Source organism: Micromonospora saelicesensis (assembly GCF_900091575.1).
GTDB lineage: Bacteria > Actinomycetota > Actinomycetes > Mycobacteriales > Micromonosporaceae > Micromonospora > Micromonospora saelicesensis.
This window is the reverse complement of the sequence record NZ_FMCR01000010.1, coordinates 125411-148103: the sequence shown is the minus strand read 5'-3', so window position 1 is coordinate 148103 and position 22693 is coordinate 125411. Positions and strand designations below refer to the sequence as shown.

Genomic DNA, 22693 nt, shown 5'->3' with positions numbered 1-22693 from the left:
GTCGCGCTAAGTTACCGGCGAGTACCTGTGTTCAGCATCGCGTCGGGGGGACCTAGACGTGACGAGGGGTGCCACCAGGGGGCAGGATGGCGCTAGAGACCTATCCCACACACAACCGAGGGAACGCCTGTGGCTACGGAACGCAAGCGCCCGGTGATCAGCGACGGCCTACCGAGCCAGCTTCCGGACATCGACCCTGAAGAGACCAGCGAATGGGTCGAGTCGCTTGACGGTGTCATCGACGAACGCGGCGCCAAACGCGCCCGCTACGTCATGCTGCGCCTGCTGGAGCGGGCCCGTGAGCGCCAGGTCGGGGTTCCGCCCCTGACCACCACCGATTACATCAACACCATCCCGTCGGAGCGCGAGCCCTGGTTCCCGGGTGACGAGCACGTCGAGCGGAGGATCCGGGCGTACGTCCGGTGGAACGCCGCCATGCTGGTGCACCGGGCGCAGCGCCCGGAGATCGGCGTCGGCGGGCACATCTCCACCTTCGCCAGCTCGGCGTCGCTCTACGAGGTGGGCTTCAACCACTTCTTCCGGGGCAAGAACCACCCGGGCGGTGGCGACCAGATCTACTACCAGGGCCACGCCTCCCCGGGCATGTACGCGCGGGCGTTCCTGGAGGGGCGGCTCAGCGAGCACCAGCTCGACGGGTTCCGCCAGGAGCTGTCGCACCCCGGTGGTGGGCTGCCCTCGTACCCGCACCCTCGGCTGATGCCGGACTTCTGGGAGTTCCCCACCGTCTCGATGGGCCTCGGCGGTCTGAACGCGATCTACCAGGCCCGGTTCAACCGGTACCTGCAGCACCGCGGCATCAAGGACACCTCCCAGCAGCACGTCTGGGCGTTCCTCGGCGACGGCGAGATGGACGAGCCGGAGACGCTCGGCGCCATCGGCGTCGCCGCCCGCGAGGAGCTGGACAACCTCACCTTCGTGATCAACTGCAACCTGCAGCGGCTGGACGGCCCGGTCCGGGGCAACGGCAAGGTCATGCAGGAGCTGGAGGCGTTCTTCCGGGGTGCCGGCTGGAACGTGATCAAGGTCGTCTGGGGTCGTGAGTGGGACCCGCTGCTCGCCGCGGACACCGACGGCGCGTTGGTCAACCTGATGAACACCACGACCGACGGCGACTACCAGACCTACAAGGCGGAGTCCGGCGCGTACGTGCGGGAGCACTTCTTCGGCCGTGACACACGGACCCGCAAGATGGTCGAGCCGCTCAGCGACGACGAGATCTGGAACCTCAAGCGGGGTGGGCACGACTACCGCAAGCTCTACGCGGCCTACAAGGCGGCCACCGAGCACACCGGTCAGCCCACCGTCATCCTGGCGAAGACGATCAAGGGCTGGACCCTCGGCTCGCACTTCGAGGGCCGCAACGCGACCCACCAGATGAAGAAGCTGACGCTGGAGGACCTGAAGACCTTCCGCGACCGGCTCTACCTGGACATCCCAGACTCGGCGCTGGAGGACAACCCCTACCTGCCGCCGTACTTCCACCCGGGTGAGAAGTCCGAGGAGCTGGCGTACCTCAAGGAGCGGCGCGAGCAGCTCGGCGGGTACCTGCCGTCCCGGCGGACCAGCACGAAGCGGCTGGCCATCCCCGGGCCGGAGCGGTTCGCCGACATCAAGCGCGGCTCGGGCAAGCAGAAGGTGGCCACCACGCAGGCCTTCGTCCGTCTGCTCAAGGACGTGATGAAGGACAAGGAGTTCGGCAAGCGTTGGGTGCCGATCATCCCGGACGAGGCCCGCACCTTCGGTCTCGACTCGATCTTCCCGACCGCGAAGATCTACTCGCCGCACGGCCAGCGCTACACCTCGGTCGACCGGGAGCTGTTCCTGTCGTACAAGGAGTCGACGACCGGGCAGATCCTGCACGAGGGGATCAACGAGGCCGGTTCGGTGGCCTCGTTCACGGCGGCCGGTTCGGCGTACGCCACGCACGACGAGCCGATGATCCCGATGTACATCTTCTACTCGATGTTCGGGTTCCAGCGGACCGCCGACGGGCTGTGGGCCGCGGCCGACCAGATGGCCCGGGGCTTCCTGCTCGGCGCCACCGCGGGTCGGACCACGCTCAACGGTGAGGGCCTTCAGCACGAGGACGGGCACTCGCTGCTGATCGCCGCGACCAACCCGGCCGTGGTGGCGTACGACCCGGCGTTCGCGTACGAGATCGCGCACATCCTGGAGCAGGGTCTGCACCGGATGTACGGGGACGCGCAGGAGAACGTCTTCTACTACCTGACGGTCTACAACGAGCCGACCCTCCAGCCGGCCGAGCCGGCCGACGTGGACGTGGAGGGCCTGCTCAAGGGCATCTACCGCTACTCGCCGGCCCCGCAGGTCGACGGCCCGAAGGCCAACCTGCTCGCCTCGGGCACCGGGATGCAGTGGGCGCTCAAGGCCCAGCAGCTCCTCGCCCAGGACTGGGGGGTGGGTGCCGACGTCTGGTCGGTGACCTCCTGGACCGAGCTGCGCCGCGACGCGGTGGAGACCGAGGAGTACAACCTGCTCAACCCGGGCGCCGAGGCGAAGGTTCCGTACATCCAGCAGAAGCTGGCCGAGGCGGACGGGCCGAAGATCGCGGTCAGCGACTTCATGCGCGCGGTACCGGATCTGATCGCCCGCTGGGTACCCGGCGACTACACCTCGCTCGGCACCGACGGTTTCGGCATGTCGGACACCCGGCACGCGCTGCGCCGGCACTTCCACGTCGACGCGGAGTCGATCGTGGTGGCCACGCTGCGGCAGCTCGCCCGCAGCGGCGCGGTGGCGACCACGGTGCCGGCCGAGGCCGCCAAGAAGTACGCGATCGACGACGTCAACGCCGCCCCGGTCGGAGAGACCGGCGGCGACAGCTGATCCAGCACCACTGAGGAGGGCCCGGCGCGGATGCGCCGGGCCCTTTTCGGTGTAGGGAGCGGCGGTGGTCCGGGGGCCCTGGCGGGGATCCGGACCACCGCCGTCGCGGGTGACGCCGGGAGGATGGGCGCTCGTCAGCCGACGGCGGCCAGGTCGGTGAGCCGGGCCAGCGAGTCCTCCAGGTCGGCGCCCACCCGACGCAGTCCGAGGCGCAGGAGGGCCGCCTTGACCGGGCCGGCCGGCCAGCGGACCACGATGAGGCGCACGATGGTCCCGCCCTCCTCCTCGTCTCCGGTGAGCTGGACGTAGATCTCGGTGCGTGCCTCCGCCCGAGATCCAGCGCCCTTGGCCCGTTCCCGCCAGCCGATCAGCGTCGGCTCCTGGTAGGCGATCACCTCGGCCTCATGCGCCGAGCCGCGCCCCGCCTGGACCAGTTGTCGCCGCCCGAAGCCCTCTCCCGAGAGCACTTCGGCCGCACGGACCCCGGCCAGCCAGGCCGGCAACTGCTCGGCCCGCTGCACGACATCCCAGACCACTTCAATTGGCGCCGCCACGTGCGCACTGCGTTCCACGAGGATCATTTCCGTCTTTCCTCCGGTGAGGACATCCCACGATATCGGCACTCTATGCGCTAAATCGGACTTACCTGGACGGGTTCGGAAAAAGACACGCCGATCAACCATTGCGGAATGCGCCAGGCCGGCCTATGGCGCATTCATCGACAGCGCCCTAAAGTCCCGAGCACGTTTCACGTTGACCGGGAGGGCGCATGTCGATCGCACCGTTGCCCCAGTTCCCCACCGGCTTCCGCTGGGGCGTCTCCACATCGGCCCACCAGATCGAGGGCGCCACCACTGCCGACGGCCGAGCTCCGTCCATCTGGGACACCTTCGCGCGCTCCCCCGGGCGGATCAGCGACGGCAGCAGCGGCGAGGTGGCCTGCGACCACTACCACCGGCACACCGAGGACGTGGCGCTGCTGGCCGGCCTGGGCGTCTCCGCGTACCGGTTCTCCATCGCCTGGCCCCGGATCCAGCCCACCGGCGCCGGCCCCGCCAACCCGGCCGGCCTGGACTTCTACGACCGCCTGGTGGACGAGTTGCTGGCCGCCGGCGTCGACCCGGTGGCCACCCTCTACCACTGGGACCTGCCGCAACCTCTCGAAGACGCCGGCGGCTGGCTGCACCGCGACACCGCCGCCCGGTTCGCCGAGTACGCCGAGAAGACCGCCGCCCGCCTCGGCGACCGGGTCCGGCTCTGGATCACCCTCAACGAGCCGTTCATCCACATGAGCCTCGGCTACGGCATGGGTGTGCACGCCCCCGGCCGGCTGCTGCTGTTCGACGCCATCCCGGTCGCCCACCACCAACTGCTCGGGCACGGGCTCGCGGTCGCCGCGCTGCGGACCCACACCGCCAGCCCGGTGGCGATCGCCAACAACTACTCGCCGGTGCGGGTGCTCGGCGACCACGACGCCGACCGGGCCGCCGGGGCGGCGTACGAGGCGCTGCACAACCGGCTCTTCACCGACCCGCTGCTCGGCCGCGGCTACCCGGAACTGCCCGGCTTCGACCCGAGCGTCATCCACCCCGGCGACCTCGACACGATCGCCACGCCGATCGACGTGCTCGGGGTGAACTACTACAACCCCACCGGAGTACGGGCTGCCGAGGAGGGCTCGCCCCTGCCGTTCGACCTCGTGCCGCTGGACGGCTACCCGCGTACCGCCTTCGACTGGCCGGTGGCCCCCGACGGGCTACGCGAGCTGCTCGGCTGGCTGCGCGACACCTACGGCGACGCGCTGCCGCCCATCGAGATCACCGAGAGCGGCTGCGCGTACGACGACGCGCCCGACGCCGACGGGCAGGTGGCCGACCCGGAGCGGATCGCGTACCTCGACGGGCACCTGCGGGCGGTGCGGGCCGCCATCGACGACGGGGTGGACGTCCGCGGGTACTTCGTCTGGTCGCTGCTGGACAACTGGGAGTGGGCCGAGGGGTTCACCAAGCGCTTCGGTCTGGTGCACGTCGACTACGCCACCCAGACCCGTACGCCGAAGTCGTCGTACACCTGGTTGCGGGACGTGATCACGGCCAGCCGGCCGGGGTCGGCGCGGTGACCACCCTCGACCCGACGCCGGCGTCGCTGCCGGCGGCGCTCGCCGAGCCGACGGTGCCGGTGCGGCGCGGCTGGATCGGTTTGATCTTCGCGGCCAACCTCGGCGTGTGGATGGCGTTCTTCACGCCCATCCAGGTGTTGCTGCCGCAACAGATCGAGCAGATCGCGCCCGGCGACAAGGAGAACATGCTGGCCGTGGTCACCGGCCTCGGTGCGCTGGCCGCGGTGCTGGCCAACCCCCTGGCGGGCGCGTTCTCCGACCGGACCTGTCTGCGGATCGCCGGCCGTGAGTTCGGTCGTCGGCACGTCTGGACGGCGGGCGGGGCCGTGCTCGGCGCGGCGGCCCTGGTGCTGCTGGCCCAGCAACGGACCATCCTCGGCGTCGCCCTCGGCTGGGTCGCCGCTCAGGTCTGCTTCAACGCGATGCTGGCCAGCCTCACCGCCGCCATCCCGGACCGGGTCCCGGTGCGCCAGCGCGGCGGGGTCTCCGGGTGGGTGGGCATCCCGCAGGCGCTCGGGTTGGTGCTCGGCGCGGTGCTGGTCACCGCCGTGGTCACCGGCAACGCCGCCGGCTACCTGGCCATCGCCGTGGCCATCCTGCTGCTGTCGCTGCCGTTCGCGCTGCTCACCCCCGACGAACCGCTGCCGCGTACCCATCGGCCGGCGATCCGGACGCGGGCGCTGCTGGCCTCGATGTGGATCAGCCCTCGCCGGCACCCGGATTTCGCCTGGGCCTGGATCACCCGGTTCCTGGTGCAGTTGGGCAACGCCCTGGGCACCCTCTACCTGCTGTACTTCCTCAGCGACGGGGTGCGCCACCCGGACCCCGAGGGCGGCCTGCTCGTGCTGATCCTGCTCTACACGCTCGGGATGATGCTGACCGCGGTGATCGCCGGTCGGCTGTCCGACCGGTCCGGCCGCCGCAAGATCTACGTGATCGTCTCCGGGCTGATCATGGCGGTGGCGGCACTGCTGCTCGCGGTCGCGCCGGTCTGGCCGATGGCGATCGTCGCCGCGCTGCTGCTCGGCGCGGGCTACGGCGTCTACCTCTCGGTGGACGCCGCGTTGATCACCCAGGTGCTGCCCCGGGCCACCGACCGGGCCAAGGACCTGGGCGTCATCAACATCGCCAACTCGGCGCCGCAGGTGCTCGGCCCGGCGCTCTCCGCCCCGCTCGTGGTGTACCTCGGCGGCTATCCCACGCTCTACGCGGTCACCGCCGTGGTCACCCTGCTCGGCAGCGCGCTGGTCGTCAAGATCCGCTCGGTGCCGTGAGCCAGGGGGCGGTGGCGGAAAGCAGTCGCGTACCGCCGTAGGCTGGGGGACGTGACAGTACGTGTGCGCTTCGCCCCTTCCCCGACCGGTATGTTCCACGTCGGCGGCGCCCGCTCGGCGCTGCAGAACTGGATCTACGCCAAGCAGCAGGGCGGCGTGTTCGTGCTGCGCATCGAGGACACCGACGCGGCGCGCAACAAGCCCGAGTGGACCGAGGGCATCCTCTCCGCGCTGGACTGGATCGGGATCTCCCGGGGCAGCTACGAGGGCCCGTACTTCCAGTCGGCGAACGCCGGCGAGCACCGGGCCGCCGCCGCGCGCCTGTACGACTCGGGCCGCGCCTACTACTGCGACTGCACCCGCGAGGACGTGCAGGCCCGCACCGGCTCGCAGTACCAGGGCTACGACGGCTACCACCGCGACCGTGGCCTCGGCCCCGGCCCGGGGCACGCGCTGCGCTTCCGTACGCCCGACGAGGGCGCGACAGTGGTGGTCGACCTGATCCGTGGTGAGCCCACCTTCGAGAACAAGCTCATCGAGGACTTCGTCATCGCCCGGGGCGACGGCTCGCCGGTCTTCCTGCTGGCCAACGTCGTCGACGACATGACCATGGGGATCACCCACGTGATCCGGGCCGAGGAGCACCTGCCCAACACCCCCAAGCAGCAGCTGCTCTGGGAAGCCCTCGGGGTCAAGCCGCCGATCTGGGCGCACGTGCCGGTGGTGGTCAACGAGAAGCGGCAGAAGCTCTCCAAGCGCCGGGACAAGGTCGCCCTGGAGGCGTACCGCGACGAGGGTTACCTGGCCGGCGCGATGCGCAACTACCTCATGCTGCTCGGCTGGGCCCCCTCCGGCGACCGGGAGATCGTTCCCTGGTCGGTCATCGAGGACGAGTTCCGGCTGGACGAGGTCAACCTCTCCTCGGCGTACTTCGACGAGAAGAAGCTGCGCGCGTTCAACGGCGAGTACATTCGCGCGCTGCCGGTGGCCGAGTTCATCGACGCCTGCCAGCCGTGGCTGACCGGCACCGGGACCATCGCGCCGCCGCCGTGGCAGCCGGAGGAGTTCGACGCCGACGCGTTCGCCGCCGTGGCGCCGCTGGCCCAGACGCGGATCGCGGTGCTCAGCGAGATCGTGCCGAACGTCGACTTCCTCTTCCTGGCCTCACCTCTGATCGACGAGGCCGCCTGGACCAAGACGATGAAGGACGGTTCCGCCGAGCTGCTGGACGACGCCGTCGCGGCGTTCGAGGCGCTGGAGTCCTGGGACGCCGAGTCGTTGAAGTCGACGCTGGAGGCGGTCGGCGCGGAGCGGGGCCTCAAGCTCGGCAAGACGCAGGCACCGGTGCGGGTCGCGGTCACCGGCCGCACCGTGGGTCTGCCGCTGTTCGAGTCGCTGGAGGTGCTCGGTCGCGAGCGCACCCTGACCCGGATCCGCGCCGCCCGCCTGCGCCTGGTCTGACGGAGTACAACAGTTTGATCACTTGATGCCCGGTAGTTGTCACTACCGATCCTGAACTACCGGGCATCAAGTGATCACTCGGCTCCGCTGATCACTGGGCTCCACGTCGGCGGCGGAACACGAGGCCGGCGCCGAGTGCGGCGAGCAGCAACAGGCCGGCGAGCGCCCAGATCCACCAGCGGCCGCCGGAGTCGGACTGCTCCGACGCCGCCGGCACAGTGGAGGCCGTCGAGCTGCCGGGGGTCACCGACGCGGGGCCGGCAGAGGGTGTGCCCTCGGCCGACGCGCCAGCCGAGGGCGAGCCGGCCGGGTTGGTGCTGGTGGCTGCCGACGGCGAGGCGGACGGGTCGGCCGCGGTGCCGGTGGTGAGGGTGAACCGCACCTCGCCCTTCACCGGGTGCCCGTCGGACGACGCGAGCTGGTAGCCGACGATGTAGAGCCCTGCGGCGGCCGGCTTGAACGGCACCCGCACCCGACTGCCGTCGAAGGCGGGAGTCCCGCCAGCGACCACATTGTCCGGTCCGGTTATTGTGATCTTCGTCGTAGTCGGCGACGGCTTGGCGAGGAACCGCAGCTCGACGCGGGCGGGTGCCGTCGCCACGCGGGCGCCGTCGCGCGGGTCGCTGCCGGTCAGCTGGTTGTGGGCGGCGGCCGGAGTCGCCGGCACCAGAAACGACACACCGAACGCCACGCCGAGCACCACTGGCATGACCCGCACCGTACGTGTAACCCTGCCCCCCATGAACCCCTCCGTAAGGGTACGATCCGCCCGCTGATCAAACGGCTCCTCATTAGTCGAGCAGAGATCGCAGATAGTTCCAATTACTGTTCCGAAAGCTGCAACTCATCGACGTTTTGCGGAGTCTGTAGGAGTGGACGCGACCATCCGGTCGATGCCGCACCGGCAGATCGGTCCAGACGTCACGACGAAGCCATCCATCGAACGGGGCGAGGAGGCGGGATGGTCCGACACATGAGGCGGTTGGGCGCCGTGTTGGCGGGCACGCTGGCGGTGGCACTGCTGTCGCTTGGCACCGCCGGCTCGGCCTCGGCGGCGCCGAAGCCGCCACCCGCCGGAGTGGACATCACCGGCACGGGGCTGTCCGAGCCGCTGCGGTTGCACGCGGACAAGGAGCCCGCCCTCGTAGGCGCGGTCATCGACCAGGTCAACTTCCTCGCTCGCACCGGCATGCCGACCGGTCCGAAGGCAGCCAACCTCGGTCCGAAATACACTGTCGTGGTGCTCGCCGGCGAGACGCCGAAGCAGACCTACGACCTCTATCCCAAGGCGATCGGCGGCCCCCGCGTCTACCGGCCGGCGAAGCAGCCGGACGGCCGCAAGACCAGCGCGGGCTGGTTCCTGGGTCGGCTCAGCATGTCCGAGACCCTGCGCACCGCCGGTGTGCCGCTGGAGCGGCAGTTCGACACGGTCAGTGGCGGCGCGGGCGGCGGCGAGCGTGTGCTCCCGGAGGACACGCTGGACCCGGCGAAGGACCTCGACGAGGCGCTCGGCGACCTGCAACGCCTACTGCTGCTCAACGTCGGCGTGATGCTGACCATCACGGTCGGCCTCGCCGGGATCGCCCTGCTGATCCGCCGCCGCACGCGCTGAGCTGGCGCTGACCCGACGCACTCGCTGATCAGCGAGTGCGTCGGCGGTGCTCAGCACCAGCGGCGTGGTGGGCGCTCCCGGCGGGTGGCCCGCGGCCGCGGCCGGACCGCGCCGTGCCGGTGCGCCCCGGCCCATCCAGGAAGTTCGCTGAGGCAACCAGCGGGAACGTCCGAGTCGGGCTCGGCGAGGCCGGCGGGCTCGGCGGAGCGCTGACGCGGCAGCACGGGCTCGTCATCGACGCGCCCGTGCAGTGGCTCCACCGGGTGTGCTGGTGCGCCGCCGACCGGCCGCCGGTGCTTGCCAGCCGCCTGCGGGTCGTGGTGCCCCGGCCGGCAGGGCTCGCCCTGGGCGCAGCCGTGCTCGGCCTCCCCGTGCGCCATCCCCGGTCTCCTCACGCTCGCCTCACCCTCGGGTGCTCTCCCCGAGGTGCCCTGTCACCGTACTGGCCGGGACCGACGGGCCGCGCGGCAGCGTACCCGGGGTGCGGACCGGCCGGTCCTTGAGGACGCCGCCGAGCGCGGGGGCCGGTTACGCAGTTCACAGCTTCTTTTCGTGCCGTTCACCCGACGCGTCACGGCCGAGGACCGTACTGGCGGTCGGTAAGGGTCCGCGTACCCCTTTCGGCGCATGGCGGTGCGGTCGAGGTCCTCCCCCGGTGGGAGTTCGGCGGGCGACGACTGTGGTGGGATCGGGGCATGCGTGCGCCACCGTGGCTCGACTCCGGCACCCTCGGCCGCGACCTCGTGCTGGCCGGCGCGTCGCTGGCCGGTGGTCTGGTGCTGCACGCCCTGGGTTGGCAACCGCAGGTCCGTCCGGACGGGAACGTGCCGTCGGCGTTGTTCCTGCCGCCGCTGGTGGCGGTCTGCGTCGCCGTCGGCCTACGGCGGGTCGCACCGCGCGCCAGCCTGGCCGTGGGGACCGGCGCGCTGGTGGTCGACACGGCGCTGGGCAGTTCGCTGGGCACGGTCCTGGTCTACACGCAGGTGCTCTACGACGCCTGCGTGTACGGCCCGCCCCGGCTGTGGCGGTGGTTGCTGCGGATCACCGTGGCGCTGAGCCTGGTCGGGGTGGTCGTCGGCGTGCTCGCCTACGGCCAGTGGCGCGGGGCGGCGCTCGGGGTCCTGGTGGTGCTCGCCGGGCTGCTGCCGGTGCTGACCGGCATCAGTGTGCGGCAGTACCGCGACCAGGCCGCCGCCGAGCGGGCGCGGGCCGAGCAGACCGCCCGGCTGGTCGAGTTGGATCGTCGGCAGGCGGTCAGCGCCGAACGGGCCAGGATGGCCCGGGAACTGCACGACGTGGTCGCGAACCACCTCAGCGCGGTGGCCATCCACGCCACCGCCGTGCTCTCCGTGCCCGGGTTGGATCGCGGTCAGGTGGAGTCGGCGTTGCGGGTGATCCGGGAGAGCAGTGTGCAGGGCCTCGCCGAGATGCGTCAGATGATCGAGGTGCTGCGCGAGCCCGGAACCGGCGACGGCCTGGCCACCCCCGAGGTGGTCACCGCGCGGCTGGCCGAGGCGGACGGACTGGTCGACCGGGTCCGGGCGGCCGGCCTCGCGGTCCGGGTCCGGACCGATGGCACACCGGGCGCGTTGCCGGTGGGGGTGGACCTCGCCGCGTACCGGATCGTGCAGGAGTCGCTGACGAACGCGCTCAAGCACGGTACGGGTGAGGCGGAGCTGACGATCGCGTACCGGCCGGCCGAGGTGGTGCTGACTGTGGAGAACCCGGTGCGCCGGGGCGGGGCCGGGCTGCCGGGCGCCGGGGCCGGGCTGATCGGCATGCGGGAGCGCGCCACGCTGCTGGCCGGCCGGTTCACCGCCGGGCCGCACGACGGCCGCTGGCAGGTGCGGGCGGCCCTGCCCACCGGGGAGGGCGGGTGACCGGGCCGGCGGACGACGCGGGCCCGGCGACGGTACGGGTGGTGCTCGCCGACGACCAGCCGGCGGTACGGGCCGGACTGGCTCTGATCCTGAACGGCTCAGCGGGCGTCGAGGTGGTCGGCGAGGCGGCCGACGGCGACGCCGCGGTGCGCCTGTGCCGGGAGCTGCGCCCCGACGTGGCGGTGCTGGATGTGCGGATGCCACACCGGGACGGGATCTCCGCGACCCGGGCGATCGTCAACGACGGGCTCGCCGACGTGCTGGTGCTCACCACCTTCGACCTGGACGAGTACGTCTTCGGGGCGTTGCGGGCCGGCGCGGCCGGGTTCCTGCTCAAGGACACCGACGCCGATGGCCTGGTCAGCGCGGTGCGGACGGTGGCGCGGGGTGACGGGTTCATCGCGCCCACTGTGACCCGCCGGTTGATCACCGCGTTCGCGGCCACCGCGCCGGGTGCGTCGGCGGACGCCCGGGCCGCGCTGGGCACCCTCACTCCGCGTGAGCGTGACGTGCTGGCCTGCCTCGGGTTGGGCCTGTCCAACCAGCAGATCGCCGATCGGCTGGTGCTGGCGGAGAGCACCACCAAGACCCACGTGAGCCGGATCCTGGCGAAGCTGGGCCTTCGCAGCCGGGTGCAGGCCGCGATCCTGGCCCAGGAGGTGGGCCTGCCCGCTCCCCCACAGCCGTGAGACGGGCCCGCTGGGCGCGCTGACGATGGTCAGCGGACCGGTGCCGGCGTGGTTGGCCTGCTCACGACGTGTCAGGCTAGGGCGGTGAGCACGCCGGGCGGTGGGGAGCTGTCGGCCACGCTGCGCCGGATCGAACGATCGGCGGGGGCGTTGGCCACCTCCAGCGTGGCCCGGATGGACGAGACGCTGCCCTGGTTCCGGGCGCTGCCGGCCGACCAGCGTTCCTGGGTGATGCTGGTCGCCCAGGCGGGCGCGAGGTCGCTGGTGCAGTGGCTGCGCGAGGGCGGCGGCACGGCGGACAGCACCCAGGAGGTCTCGGACGAGGTCTTCGCCGCCGCCCCACAGGCGTTGGCCCGGTCGATCACCCTCCAGCAGACCGTGGCGTTGATCAAGGTGACGATCGACGTGGTCGAGGAGCAGGTGTCGCACCTGGCCGCCGAGGGCGAGGAGCAGCAGCTACGCGAGGCGGTGCTGCGCTTCTCCCGGGAGATCGCGTTCTCCGCCGCCCGGGTGTACGCGCGGGCCGCCGAGTCGCGCGGTGCCTGGGACGCCCGGTTGCAGGCGCTGCTTGTCGACGCGCTGTTGCGCGGTGACTCGCCGGACGTCCTGGCCAGTCGCGCCGCCGCGCTCGGCTGGGCGGACGCCCCGCCGGTGGCGGTGGCTGTCGGTCGGTCGCCCGGCGGCGAGGTCTCCGCAGTGCTGCACGTGGTCTACCGGCAGGCCCGCCGGATCGGCGTGGAGGTGATCGGTGGCGTCCACGGCGACCGGCTGGTGATCGTGCTGGGCGGCGCACCGGACCCGCTGACCGCCACGGCGAAGCTGCTGAGCGCGTTCGGGGACGGCCCGGTGGTGGTCGGTCCCGCCGTACCGAGCCTCGACGAGGCGACCGAGTCGGCGCGGGCCGCGTTGTCCGGCTTCCGGGCCGCACCGGCCTGGCCGAGCGCGCCCCGGCCGGTGCCGGCCGCGGACCTGCTGCCGGAGCGGGCCCTCGCCGGCGACGCGGAGGCCCGTCGGCGGCTGCGTCACGATGTGTACGCGACGCTGGTGCGCGCCGGTGGGGAACTGCTGGCGACCCTGGACGCCTTCCTGGCCGCCGGTGGCACGCTGGAGAGCGCGGCCCGGGCGCTGTTCGTGCACCCGAACACGGTGCGCTACCGGTTGCGCCGGATCGCCGAGGTGACCGGTTTCTCGCCACTGTCGCCGCGCGACGCGTTCGCCCTTCAGGTCGCGCTGACAGTGGGTCGGTTGGATCCGGTCGCCCCGCTGGCCTCGCCGGTCCCGACTCAGACAATGACCCCGGCTACCCGGAAATCCGCCCAAACCGAGGATGATCCCCGCCGATCTTTGTAGGAAACCTCTAAAGGTCCTAGTGTGGTTTGGTCGAAGGCGGCACCGCGTTACCCGCCTTTATCCGGGAGAGTCATAGACGTGCTCGCCGTACTTAGTCCCGGCCAGGGTTCTCAGAAACCCGGCTTCCTGACCCCCTGGCTCGACCTGCCCGGCACTGAGGCGCGACTGCGCGACTGGTCGGCGTTGGCCGGGGTCGACCTGCTGCACCTGGGCACCGCCGCCGACGCCGACGAGATCAAGGACACCGCCCGCACCCAGCCGTTGCTGGTCGCCGCGGCGTTGCTCGCGGCCGAGCACCTGCCGCTGGACGGCGTCGCACTCACCGCCGGCCACAGCGTCGGCGAGTTGGGTGCCGCCGCCCTGGCCGGTGTGCTGTCGGCCGACGCCGCGATCACCCTGGCCGGCGTCCGTGGCCGGGAGATGGCCGCCGCGTGCGCGCTGGAGCCGACCGGAATGGCCGCGGTGCTCGGTGGTGACCCCGACGAGGTGATCGCCGCGATCGAGGCGAACGGGCTCTACCCGGCCAACCGCAACGGCGCCGGGCAGATCGTCGCCGCGGGCGCCCTGGACGGGCTCGACAAGCTCGCCGCCGCGCCGCCCGCCCGGACCCGGATCATCCGACTCCAGGTGGCCGGCGCGTTCCACACGCCGTACATGGCTCCGGCCGAGACCGCGCTGGCCGCGGAGGCCGCCGGGATCACCCCCGCCGACCCGGTCCGGACCCTGCTGTCGAACCTCGACGGCACCGCTGTCGACGACGGCGCGGCCATGGTGCAGCGCCTCGTCCGTCAGGTCACCGCGCCGGTGCGCTGGGACCTGTGCATGCGCACGCTGGCCGACCTCGGGGTCACCGGCGTGATCGAACTGCCCCCGGCCGGCACCCTCGCCGGCCTGGTCAAGCGGGAACTCAAGGGCGACGGCGCCCCGGAGATCGTCACCCTCAACACCCCGGACGACCTGCCGGCCGCACGGGACCTGATCGCCCGTATCGGAGGTCGTTCATGACTGGCAGTCGCATCGTCTCGATGGGGCACTACCAGCCCTCCCGGGTGGTGACCAACGACGACATCGCCCAGCTCGTCGACACCAACGACGAGTGGATCCGCGACCGCGTCGGCATCGTCAGCCGGCGGATCGCCGACAGTGAGACGGTCGCCGACATGGCCGCCGCGGCTGCCGGCAAGGCGCTGGCCAACTCGGGCCTGACCGCCGCCGACATCGACCTGGTCGTGGTCGCCACCTGCTCCTCCATCGACCGCAGCCCCAACGTGGCCTGCCGGGTCGCCGCCAAGCTGGGCATCACCGCGCCGGGCGCGTTCGACCTCAACACCGCCTGCTCGGGCTTCGCGTACGCGCTGGGCACCGTCGACCACGCCATCCGGGCCGGGGCGTCGCGCAACGCGATCGTCATCGGCGCGGAGAAGCTGTCCGACTTCACCGACTGGACCGACCGCTCCACCTGCATCATCTTCGCGGACGGGGCCGGTGCCGCGGTGGTCTCCGCCACCGCCGACGACGAGCCGACCGGCATCGGCCCGGTCGTCTGGGGTTCGGTGCCGGACAAGAGCGACGCGGTCCGCATCGAGGGTTGGCGCCCGTACATCCAGCAGGAGGGGCAGGCGGTGTTCCGCTGGGCCACCACCGCGATCGCGCCACTCGCGCTCCAGGCCTGCGAGCGGGCCGGGGTCGACCCGTCGGAGCTGGCCGCGTTCGTGCCGCACCAGGCCAACGCCCGGATCATCGACGGCATCGCCAAGCGGCTCAACATCCCCGACGCGATCATCGCGAAGGACATCGTCGAGTCCGGCAACACCTCGGCGGCGAGCGTGCCGCTGGCCCTGTCCAAGCTGGTGGAGCGCCGGGAGGTGCCCTCGGGCGCACCGGTGCTGCTGTTCGGCTTCGGCGGTGGCCTGACCTACGCCGGTCAGGTCGTCCGCTGCCCCTGATGACCCCCTCGGGCGCGTACGCGTCCAGGAGTGGCGGTCGGCGACGCCGGCCGCCGGAGAACCCCGATGAAAGGAACCAACCGCAATGACCCGTGACGAGATCACCACCGGCCTCGCCGAGATCCTCGAAGAGGTTGCCGGAGTGAACCCGGACGACGTGGCCGAGGGGAAGTCCTTCACCGACGACCTCGACGTCGACTCGCTCTCCATGGTTGAGGTAGTGGTCGCGGCCGAGGAGAAGTTCGGCGTCAAGATCCCGGACAACGAGGTGCAGAACCTCAAGACCGTCGGCGACGCTGTCAGCTACATCGCGGCGCAGTCCTGATCATGAGTCGTCCTGACGTCGTCGTCACCGGGCTCGGCGCGACGACCCCGCTTGGCGGGGACGTCGCGTCGACCTGGGACGCAATGCTCGCCGGCCGCTCCGGGGTGAGTGCCCTCACCCAGGAGTGGGCCGAGCAACTGCCGGTCCGGATCGCCGCCCAGTTGGCCGTGGAGCCGTCGGAGGTGCTGGACCGGGTCCGCCTGCGCCGCCTGGACCGTTCCGAGGCGATCGCGATCATCGCGGCGCAGCAGGCCTGGGCGGACGCCGGCCTCGCCGGCTCCGACCTCGACGGTGAGCGGTTGGCCGTCAGCGTCGGCTCCGGCATCGGCGGTGCCACCACCCTGCTCGCCCAGGACGACATCCTGGAGGCGTCCGGGCCACGGCGGGTCTCCCCGCACACCATCCCGATGCTGATGCCGAACGGTCCGGCCGCCTGGGTCGGGCTGGAACTGGGCGCCAAGGCCGGCGTGCACTCCGTGGCCAGCGCCTGCGCCACCGGCGCCGAGGCGATCGCCCTCGGTCTGGACATCATCCGCTCCGGCCGGGCCGACGTGGTGGTGGCCGGCGGCACCGAGGCGGTCATCCACCCGCTGCCGATCGCCGGCTTCAGCTCGATGCGGGCCATGTCGACCCGCAACGACGACCCGGAGCGGGCCTCCCGCCCGTGGGACCGGGGCCGGGACGGCTTCGTCCTCGGCGAGGGCGCCGGCATCGTGGTGCTGGAGCGGGCCGAGCACGCCGCGGCCCGGGGCGCCCGGGTGTACGCGCGCCTCGCCGGCGCCGGCATCACGTCCGACGCGTACGACATCGTGCAGCCGCACGCCGAGGGCGAGGGCGCCATCCGGGCCATCGCCAAGGCGATCGCCGACGCGGACGTGGCGAAGCGGGACATCGTGCACGTCAACGCGCACGCCACCTCGACCCCGATCGGGGACATGCTGGAGATCGGCGGGCTGCACAAGGCGCTCGGCGACCACCCGGTGCTGTCCGCGACGAAGTCAATGACCGGTCACCTGCTCGGTGCGGCCGGTGCGCTGGAGTCGATCGCCACCATCCTGGCGATCCGCGACAGTGTCGTCCCTCCGACGATCAACCTCGACGACCCGGACCCAGGCCTCACCCTGGATGTCGCCGCGCACAAGGCCCGCCACATGGAGATCCCGGCCGCGTTGAACAACGCGTTCGGCTTCGGCGGCCACAACGTGGCGCTCGTCTTCGCCCGTCCCTGAGATCCCGCGAAAGGGCCCCTCCTCGTCGAGAGGAGGGGCCCTTCGTCGATCAGCCTCGATTGCGGGGGTGCTGTTTCGCGGTGCGCTCGTTGCCGTGGCGGTAGTTGCCGGTCCAGCGGGCCATCACCAACTGCGGGTCGTCGTCGACCTCGGCGAGGAACTCCGCGGCCCGAGCGCCGCGCAGCGTGCCGGCGACCCGGCCGTGGTGTGTGATCACCACAGTGCCGTCCGCCCGTTGCGTGTGCCGGAATCCTGCTGCCGCTCCCATGGGGGGAGGTTGTCAGACCGACCGGGGGCGAGGCGACCCGATTTCGGTCGGGGGTGCAGCGATCCCGATTGACGTCGGGAGACCCCACGGCTTAGATGGGCCGACTGAAGATCGACTGACGGGGATCACCACCATGGACACTCGTACCCTCGTCGCCGTGTCGGCGGCGGCGCTCACCCTCGGCCTGCTGACCGGCTGCGGCGACGACTCGACCGCTCCCGCCGGGCCCGCGGCCGGCGCCCCGGCCCCGCAGGCCACTGGTGAGCCCTGGTACGACGAGACGGCTCCGGCGTCGTCCGGCGGCACCACCGGCGGCACGGGTTCCCCCTGCCCGGTACCTGTGACGTTTCCGCTGGCCGACGGGTGGACGGCGAAGGCGATCGAGCCACCCAAGGGCGAGCTGGCCGAGCTGGTCGGCGAGGCGCTCACCAAGCGCGGCGGCACCACCGTGCGCTGTGAGGTGGACGGCCGGCCGGCCGGCGGCGGATTCCTGCGGATCTGGGCGGCGGACTCGCCGACGGTCACGCCGCGCGCCGTGCTGGAGAGTTTCGCCGCCGGGGCCGGCGAGACGGTCGCCGGCCAACAGTTCCGCGACCTCCGCGCCGGCGGCTTCGACGCCACCGAGATGACCTGGCTCGCCACCAACCCGCTGGTGGAGGAGGAGGACGAGTCGCGGAACTGGGCGCTGGCCGTCCAGCCGGCGGGGCAGACGCTCGTTTTCGCGGTCAACGAGGGGCTGATCACCGAACGGACCGACGTGCTGCCGGCGTACCGGCTCGCGGTGCGAGGGCTCGCCAAGGGCGAGTGAGGTGGGCGCTGACCTGGCCGTGCCGGACGGTCAGGTACCGCAGGTCGTCGCGGGCAGTCCGGGAACGGCCACCGGGGACCGGCCGCCCGGCCGGGCCTTGCCGGCGAGCACGGCGGCCAGGGCGGTCATCGACGCCCGGCTGGAGGAGTACGTCGCCAGCAGCGTCGGTGACTTCGCGTCGGCCAGCACGTACGGGGTGTCCATGGCGACAGTGACCGCCGCGTCGGGGCTCAGGTCCTTGGCGCCGTCGCCGTAGCCCACCAGGTGCACGATCGTGCCGCCGCTGGGCTTGACCTGCACCCCGGCGGCGGTCAACGCGGCGGTGAGGGTGGCCCGGGTGCCGTCCCGACCGCCGGACGTGGTGACGGTGACCGGCCCGCGTACCGCTTTGCCGCAGGCGCCCCTCAGCACGGTGACGGCGGCGGCGGCCAGCGCGTCGGCCGCCGCCCGGTGCTCCGGGGTGTTGAGCGTGGACATCTGCGCCGCCGGCAGCTCCGCGAGCCGGAACTTCATGGTCAGCACCCGGGTGACCGCCTCGACCAGCCGGGTCCGGGGCAGCGATCCGCCGCGCAGCGCGGCGAGCAGCCCGTCGTACGCCTGACCGACGTTCGGGGTCATCAGGATGAGGTCGTTACCGGCGTTGAGCGCCCGGACCGCCGCCTCGCCGGGAGCCCAGCGCTTCGCGGGCGGCATGTTCATCCCGTCGGTGATCACCACGCCCTTGAAGCCGAGTTGGCCGCGCAGTACGTCGGTGAGCAGCTTGTGCGAGAACGTCGCCGGGGTCCCCGGGTCGATCGCGCGCGCGTCCAGGTGACCGGACATCACGGCCATCGCGCCCGCCTCCATGCCGGCGGTGAACGGCGGCCACGCGCCGCTCTGCAACGCCGCGGCGGACTGGGTGAGCACCGGAAGGTCCTGGTGCGAGTCGTCGGCGCTGTGGCCGTGCCCGGGGAAGTGCTTCAGGGTGGCCGCCACCCCGACCGCCTGGAGGCCACGGACCGCGCCGCCCACCTGCCCGGCGGCCTGCTTCGGGTCGGCGCCGTACGACCGGGAGCCGATCACGGTGCTGCGGGTGGCCAGCACGTCGGCCACCGGGGCGAAGTCGATGTTGATGCCCATCGCGGCCAACTCGGCGCCGGCGGCCCGCCACGCGGCCTCGGTGAGCTTCGGGTCACCGGCCGCGCCGGCCGCGAGGGCGCTGGGCAGCACGGTGACCCCGTCGGTCACGCGGGTGACGACGCCGTACTCCTGGTCGGTACCGATGAGCAGCGGCGCCGAACCGGCGGCGAGCCGACCGGCGGCGGTACGGAGCCCGGTGGTGAGCTCGTGCACCTGCTTGGGGTTGTCGACGTTAGTGGTCTCCTGGTTGCCCTTGGTCGGGTCGTCGGCGCTGAAGCCGACCAGGATCAGGCCACCCAGTCGGTACTTGGCGATCATGTCGGCGGGGGTGTCCACCCCGGCGAGGGCCTGGTTACCGGCCGCCGAGCCGGCGGAGACCTTCGTCGCCGAGTCGCCGTAGGCGTACGGCATCAGCACCTGGCCGACCAGGTCCTCGTCGGACAGCGTCGCCACCAGCGCGGCAGCGCGGCTGGCCGGGTCGCTGGCCGGCGGCGTGGCCGGGACGCTCGGGCCCGCGGACGTGCCGACCGGGCTGGGCGTCGGCGTGGGGCGCTCCGGGTCACCTGAGCAGCCGGAGACGAGCAGGGCGGTCAGGGCGGCGACAGCGACACTGGCGCGCCACGGGCGATTCGACACGCCGCCCATCCCACCAGCTTCTCCCTTATCGGGGCAACTTGACCTTACCGGTCGTCACCGGCGCGACGGCGTACGGCCAGCGGCCCGCCGGCCGGGTCAGCCGACCCGAGTGAGCAAGGTCACCGGGGCACCGTCCCCGGCGTACCGGTAGGGCTCCAGGTCAGCGTCCCACGCCGTGCCGAGCGCCTTGTCGAGGGCGTGCGCCAGCGCCTCAGGGGCCCGGGAGGCCGCCATCAGCGCCCGAAGGCGATCCTCGCCGAGCTGGATGTCACCGGCCACGCCGACCGTTGCCCGGAACAGGCCACGGGCAGGCACGTACATGAAGCGCTCACCATCGGCACCGGGACTCGGCTCCTCGGTGACCTCGAAACGGATCATGGGCCACTGCCGTAGGGCAGCAGCCAGCTCGGCGCCCGTCCCCGGACGACCGGTCCACCCGCACTCGGCCCGGCGTGCGCCGGGGTCGACGGGCTGAGCCGTCCACTGCAGGTTGACCGGCGCGGCTAGGACGCGCGCGATCGCCCACTCGACGTGTGAGCACACGGCGAGCGGGGTCGAATGGACGTATACGACGCCACGCGTTGGCACGGTGACCTCCCGGAGAGCGAGGTGCGTCTTCCCCTACGACCTCGTCCACCCAGGTGGCTGCTGCAACACATGATGACTCCTGTGACGCATGGTGCGCCAGGGAATCGGAAAAAACGCCGGGTGGAATAGCCGGACGGGTGGTCGCCGTTGCCTCTCAGGACACCGCGACGACCAGCATGATGTCGTGGTCCTGTACAGTTCCACCGGCGGCTTATGCCGCGTTACACCTTCGCGGGTCGAGTCACGTACGACCCGCACACAGCCCCCGGACGTCCAGTCCTCCCGTACGTCTTGCAAGGAGTACCTCCGTGGCGAGCAACACCTCTAAGACCGCGCGCGCGTCCGTCCGGGCCGGCCAGGCTGGCCAGGGTGGCGCCCTCAGCGTGCTGGGCGAGTTCAAGTACCTCATCCCGCTCAACGGCGGCAAGCACGCCTACGTGCGGAACCTGACCAACGGCAAGACCGCGCACCTGCGCACGGACTCCGACGCCTTCGTCGAGGAGATCCGCGTTCTGGCCGCCGCCGGCCACGCCGCCAAGATCCGGGCGGAGATCAACAACCTGGCTGCCACCCACCCGGGTGACGGCTGGGAGGCCACCGAGAAGCGCCTGGTCGCGGCCGGCGTCTTCGAGGGCTGAGCCCCTCCACCACCGCAACACGTAAAGCGCCCGCCGGGAGTCCCGGCGGGCGCTTTCGCGTATCCGGGGCCGGTCAGTCGGGGGCCGGGTCAGCCCGGATCGAGCAGGGCGACCTCGCCGCTGGCCAGGTCGTAGAGGCCGCCGACCACTGCCACCCGGCCGGCGGCCACCGGCCCGGCCAGCAGATCGTCCTCGCGCAGGCTGCGCACCGTGCGCCGGACGTGCCGGCGGATCGCCAGCGGCTGCACCGCCGGATCGTCCAGCCCCGCCTCGATCACTGCCGGAGCGATCTCGTCCACCAGGTGCGCCAGCGACCCGCCGGGACGCTGCCCGGTGCGCAGCGCCTCCACCGTGGCCTGCACGGCACCGCATCGCTCGTGGCCGAGGACCATCACCAGCGGTACGCCGAGCTGGCCGACCACGTACTCGATCGAGCCGCAGACCGCGCGATCGAGCACGTGCCCCCCGGTACGGATCACGCAGATCGCGCCGAAGGTCTGGTCGAAGATCGCCTCCAGCGGCACCCGGGAGTCGATGCAGCCCAGCACCACGGCGTACGGCTGCTGGTCGCCGGAGGCCGCGGCGGCGGCCGTGACGTCGTGTCCGTGCACCGGCTGGCCGCTGACGAAACGCCGATTGCCGGCGAGCAGGTCGGCCAGCGCGGCGCGGGGCGTACCGCCGGCCTGCCGCCCCTGCCCCGACGTCGCACCCATGGGCGCTCCCGACGACACCATGCCGTTCAGCTTGGCCCGCCGCCGTCCGGCACGGGCGAGGTCAGGAATGTTCGCCACGGCGTGATTGGCGTGGTGTCATGGCGGGTAGCCGGTGTTACCGCCGGGTATCCCGGTGCTGGTGGTACTGGGCGGCCCTGGGGAGGTGGCGATGCCGGAGCGGTTCGAGGTCGGTCTGCCGGACGGTGTACGGCTCAACGTCGAGGCGACGGGTCCGACGGACGCCCAGGTCACCGCCATCCTGCTGCACGGCTGGACGCTGGACGGGCGCGCCTGGCACCGGCAGGTCGACGCGCTCACGGCACCGCCGTTGCGCGGTGGGGTGCGGGTGGTCGCCTACGACGCGCGCGGGCACGGCCGGTCCAGTTGCATGGCGCTGCCCACTGCCACAGTGGCCCAGTTGGGTGACGACCTGGCCGCGGTGATCGACGCGGTCGCGCCGACCGGCCCGGTGGTGCTGGTCGGGCACTCGATGGGCGGCATGACGATCATGGAGTACGCCCACCGCCACCCCGCGCACTTCGCCGCCCGTACCGCCGGACTGGTCTTCGTCTCGACCACCGCCGAGGGGCACACGCACACCGTCTACGGTCTTTCGCCGCGGATCGCCCGGTTGATCCGGCTGGCCGAGACGACCGGCGCCGGCGTGCTGGCCCGGTGTGGGTCGTGGCGCGCGCCCCGGGCACTGCTGAACGCGCTGCAACCGAGCATCCGGTGGATGCTCTTCGGTGATCGCTGCGAGCCGGCCGACATCCGCCTGGTGACGTCGGCGGTGGCTCGGGCCTCGCTGCGCTCGATCGGCGGGTTCCGCGCCTCCATCGGCACCCAGCACCGACTGGACACCCTCGCCGCGTTGGCCCACCTGCCGGCCGCCGCCCTGGTCGGCGACCGGGACCGGCTGACCCCGCCGCCGTGCGCCGAGTCGATAGCGGCGGCTCTGCCGGCCACCGAGCTGACCGTCTGCCCGGGTGCCGGGCACATGCTGATGATGGAACGTCCGGACGAGGTCAACGCCGCGCTCACCGGCGTGGTGCGGCGGGTGCTCGCCGAATCGCCGCCGGCTCGCCGTGGCGCATCGCCGCCGGCCCACCGTGGCGCGGCCCCCGCCGAGACTGGTGCCTGAGCGCGTTCGCGCACCTCGGGCGCGGCGGG

General features: G+C 72.1%; 21 protein-coding genes and 1 pseudogene. 15 read left to right on the top strand and 7 right to left on the bottom strand.

What is annotated here, in order from left to right; all coding sequences use genetic code 11:
• Window positions 1-129: 129 nt before the first annotated feature.
• On the top strand, window positions 130-2868 hold the full coding sequence (aceE, locus tag GA0070561_RS31900; RefSeq protein ID WP_091409318.1) for a pyruvate dehydrogenase (acetyl-transferring), homodimeric type: 2739 nt from the start codon (window positions 130-132) through the stop codon (window positions 2866-2868).
• 134 nt (window positions 2869-3002) lie between these two features.
• Here the strand turns inward: aceE and GA0070561_RS31895 are convergent, their stop codons facing one another.
• A complete protein-coding gene (locus tag GA0070561_RS31895; protein WP_030488771.1) occupies window positions 3003-3449 on the bottom strand; it encodes an SRPBCC family protein in 447 nt (148 codons plus the stop codon).
• Window positions 3450-3637: 188 nt separating this feature from the next.
• Here GA0070561_RS31895 and GA0070561_RS31890 point away from each other — a divergent pair, with 188 nt between their 5' ends.
• The 3 genes from GA0070561_RS31890 to gltX are packed head-to-tail and all read left to right on the top strand — an operon-like array spanning window position 3638 to window position 7722.
• Complete coding sequence (locus GA0070561_RS31890; RefSeq protein WP_091409315.1) at window positions 3638-4987, top strand: GH1 family beta-glucosidase; 1350 nt, start codon at window positions 3638-3640, stop codon at window positions 4985-4987.
• Entirely contained in the window at window positions 4984-6261 is a 1278-nt protein-coding gene (locus tag GA0070561_RS31885) for an MFS transporter (RefSeq protein ID WP_091409312.1), read from the top strand. Before GA0070561_RS31890 ends, GA0070561_RS31885 begins: the two co-directional genes overlap by 4 nt.
• A 51-nt stretch (window positions 6262-6312) precedes the next feature.
• Complete coding sequence (gene gltX, locus GA0070561_RS31880) at window positions 6313-7722, top strand: glutamate--tRNA ligase (protein ID WP_091409309.1); 1410 nt, start codon at window positions 6313-6315, stop codon at window positions 7720-7722.
• 91 nt (window positions 7723-7813) lie between these two features.
• Here the strand turns inward: gltX and GA0070561_RS31875 are convergent, their stop codons facing one another.
• The gene (locus GA0070561_RS31875; protein ID WP_244166522.1) at window positions 7814-8431 is read right to left on the bottom strand and encodes a copper resistance CopC family protein; all 618 of its coding nucleotides are present in this window, start codon (window positions 8429-8431) and stop codon (window positions 7814-7816) included.
• Window positions 8432-8683: 252 nt separating this feature from the next.
• Here GA0070561_RS31875 and GA0070561_RS31870 point away from each other — a divergent pair, with 252 nt between their 5' ends.
• Window positions 8684-9334, top strand: a complete 651-nt coding sequence (locus tag GA0070561_RS31870) for a hypothetical protein (RefSeq protein ID WP_091409302.1) — start codon at window positions 8684-8686, stop codon at window positions 9332-9334.
• A 50-nt stretch (window positions 9335-9384) separates the two neighbouring features.
• Here the strand turns inward: GA0070561_RS31870 and GA0070561_RS31865 are convergent, their stop codons facing one another.
• Window positions 9385-9714 (bottom strand): hypothetical protein, encoded by a 330-nt coding sequence (locus GA0070561_RS31865; protein ID WP_091409298.1) that lies wholly within the window; start codon window positions 9712-9714, stop codon window positions 9385-9387.
• Between the two features lie 315 nt (window positions 9715-10029).
• Here GA0070561_RS31865 and GA0070561_RS34570 point away from each other — a divergent pair, with 315 nt between their 5' ends.
• From GA0070561_RS34570 to fabF, 7 genes and pseudogenes are all read left to right on the top strand, one after another.
• Entirely contained in the window at window positions 10030-11214 is a 1185-nt protein-coding gene (locus tag GA0070561_RS34570; protein ID WP_091409294.1) for a sensor histidine kinase, read from the top strand.
• Window positions 11211-11903: a response regulator gene (locus tag GA0070561_RS31855; RefSeq protein WP_091409290.1), complete on the top strand. Its 693-nt coding sequence runs from the start codon at window positions 11211-11213 to the stop codon at window positions 11901-11903. Before GA0070561_RS34570 ends, GA0070561_RS31855 begins: the two co-directional genes overlap by 4 nt.
• 48 nt (window positions 11904-11951) lie before the next feature.
• Window positions 11952-13253 (top strand): PucR family transcriptional regulator, encoded by a 1302-nt coding sequence (locus GA0070561_RS31850; RefSeq protein ID WP_279616386.1) that lies wholly within the window; start codon window positions 11952-11954, stop codon window positions 13251-13253.
• 78 nt (window positions 13254-13331) lie between these two features.
• A pseudogene (locus tag GA0070561_RS31845) lies at window positions 13332-14249 on the top strand (ACP S-malonyltransferase); the annotation flags it as partial.
• Window positions 14250-14254: 5 nt separating this feature from the next.
• Window positions 14255-15199, top strand: coding sequence for a beta-ketoacyl-ACP synthase III (locus tag GA0070561_RS31840; protein WP_091409280.1), 945 nt, complete (start codon window positions 14255-14257; stop codon window positions 15197-15199).
• 85 nt (window positions 15200-15284) lie between these two features.
• Complete coding sequence (locus tag GA0070561_RS31835) at window positions 15285-15524, top strand: acyl carrier protein (RefSeq protein WP_030330276.1); 240 nt, start codon at window positions 15285-15287, stop codon at window positions 15522-15524.
• 2 nt (window positions 15525-15526) lie between these two features.
• Complete coding sequence (fabF, locus tag GA0070561_RS31830) at window positions 15527-16753, top strand: beta-ketoacyl-ACP synthase II (RefSeq protein ID WP_091409277.1); 1227 nt, start codon at window positions 15527-15529, stop codon at window positions 16751-16753.
• Window positions 16754-16802: 49 nt separating this feature from the next.
• Here fabF and GA0070561_RS31825 read toward each other — a convergent pair whose 3' ends face one another.
• A complete protein-coding gene (locus tag GA0070561_RS31825) occupies window positions 16803-17021 on the bottom strand; it encodes a hypothetical protein (protein WP_091409273.1) in 219 nt (72 codons plus the stop codon).
• Between the two features lie 133 nt (window positions 17022-17154).
• Between GA0070561_RS31825 and GA0070561_RS31820 the strand changes: the two genes are divergently transcribed.
• Window positions 17155-17829 (top strand): lipoprotein, encoded by a 675-nt coding sequence (locus tag GA0070561_RS31820; RefSeq protein WP_091409269.1) that lies wholly within the window; start codon window positions 17155-17157, stop codon window positions 17827-17829.
• Window positions 17830-17859: 30 nt separating this feature from the next.
• Here GA0070561_RS31820 and GA0070561_RS31815 read toward each other — a convergent pair whose 3' ends face one another.
• Together GA0070561_RS31815 and GA0070561_RS31810 are read right to left on the bottom strand one after the other, a co-directional pair.
• Window positions 17860-19593 (bottom strand): glycoside hydrolase family 3 protein, encoded by a 1734-nt coding sequence (locus tag GA0070561_RS31815; protein WP_091409265.1) that lies wholly within the window; start codon window positions 19591-19593, stop codon window positions 17860-17862.
• A gap of 87 nt (window positions 19594-19680) precedes the next feature.
• Window positions 19681-20172 carry a DUF3145 domain-containing protein gene (locus GA0070561_RS31810; protein WP_091409261.1) on the bottom strand — a complete coding sequence of 164 codons (492 nt, stop codon included), beginning with the start codon at window positions 20170-20172 and terminating at the stop codon, window positions 19681-19683.
• A 308-nt stretch (window positions 20173-20480) separates the two neighbouring features.
• Between GA0070561_RS31810 and GA0070561_RS31805 the strand changes: the two genes are divergently transcribed.
• On the top strand, window positions 20481-20810 hold the full coding sequence (locus GA0070561_RS31805; protein WP_030330285.1) for a hypothetical protein: 330 nt from the start codon (window positions 20481-20483) through the stop codon (window positions 20808-20810).
• 89 nt (window positions 20811-20899) lie between these two features.
• Here GA0070561_RS31805 and GA0070561_RS31800 read toward each other — a convergent pair whose 3' ends face one another.
• Window positions 20900-21523 carry a carbonic anhydrase gene (locus GA0070561_RS31800; RefSeq protein WP_091409640.1) on the bottom strand — a complete coding sequence of 208 codons (624 nt, stop codon included), beginning with the start codon at window positions 21521-21523 and terminating at the stop codon, window positions 20900-20902.
• A gap of 169 nt (window positions 21524-21692) precedes the next feature.
• Here GA0070561_RS31800 and GA0070561_RS31795 point away from each other — a divergent pair, with 169 nt between their 5' ends.
• The gene (locus GA0070561_RS31795) at window positions 21693-22664 is read left to right on the top strand and encodes an alpha/beta fold hydrolase (RefSeq protein ID WP_091409637.1); all 972 of its coding nucleotides are present in this window, start codon (window positions 21693-21695) and stop codon (window positions 22662-22664) included.
• Window positions 22665-22693 lie beyond the last annotated feature (29 nt).

Bases quoted from the DNA above. Each gene is read 5' to 3' on its own strand.
- GA0070561_RS31895 (WP_030488771.1), bottom strand. From the start codon at position 3,449: ATGATCCTCGTGGAACGCAGTGCGCACGTGGCGGCGCCAATTGAAGTG.
- GA0070561_RS31890 (WP_091409315.1), top strand. From the start codon at position 3,638: ATGTCGATCGCACCGTTGCCCCAGTTCCCCACCGGCTTCCGCTGGGGC.
- GA0070561_RS31875 (WP_244166522.1), bottom strand. From the start codon at position 8,431: ATGCCAGTGGTGCTCGGCGTGGCGTTCGGTGTGTCGTTTCTGGTGCCG.
- GA0070561_RS31870 (WP_091409302.1), top strand. From the start codon at position 8,684: ATGGTCCGACACATGAGGCGGTTGGGCGCCGTGTTGGCGGGCACGCTG.
- GA0070561_RS31865 (WP_091409298.1), bottom strand. From the start codon at position 9,714: ATGGCGCACGGGGAGGCCGAGCACGGCTGCGCCCAGGGCGAGCCCTGC.
- GA0070561_RS34570 (WP_091409294.1), top strand. From the start codon at position 10,030: ATGCGTGCGCCACCGTGGCTCGACTCCGGCACCCTCGGCCGCGACCTC.
- GA0070561_RS31840 (WP_091409280.1), top strand. From the start codon at position 14,255: ATGACTGGCAGTCGCATCGTCTCGATGGGGCACTACCAGCCCTCCCGG.
- GA0070561_RS31835 (WP_030330276.1), top strand. From the start codon at position 15,285: ATGACCCGTGACGAGATCACCACCGGCCTCGCCGAGATCCTCGAAGAG.
- fabF (WP_091409277.1), top strand. From the start codon at position 15,527: ATGAGTCGTCCTGACGTCGTCGTCACCGGGCTCGGCGCGACGACCCCG.
- GA0070561_RS31825 (WP_091409273.1), bottom strand. From the start codon at position 17,021: ATGGGAGCGGCAGCAGGATTCCGGCACACGCAACGGGCGGACGGCACT.
- GA0070561_RS31820 (WP_091409269.1), top strand. From the start codon at position 17,155: ATGGACACTCGTACCCTCGTCGCCGTGTCGGCGGCGGCGCTCACCCTC.
- GA0070561_RS31815 (WP_091409265.1), bottom strand. From the start codon at position 19,593: ATGGGCGGCGTGTCGAATCGCCCGTGGCGCGCCAGTGTCGCTGTCGCC.
- GA0070561_RS31800 (WP_091409640.1), bottom strand. From the start codon at position 21,523: ATGGGTGCGACGTCGGGGCAGGGGCGGCAGGCCGGCGGTACGCCCCGC.
- GA0070561_RS31795 (WP_091409637.1), top strand. From the start codon at position 21,693: ATGCCGGAGCGGTTCGAGGTCGGTCTGCCGGACGGTGTACGGCTCAAC.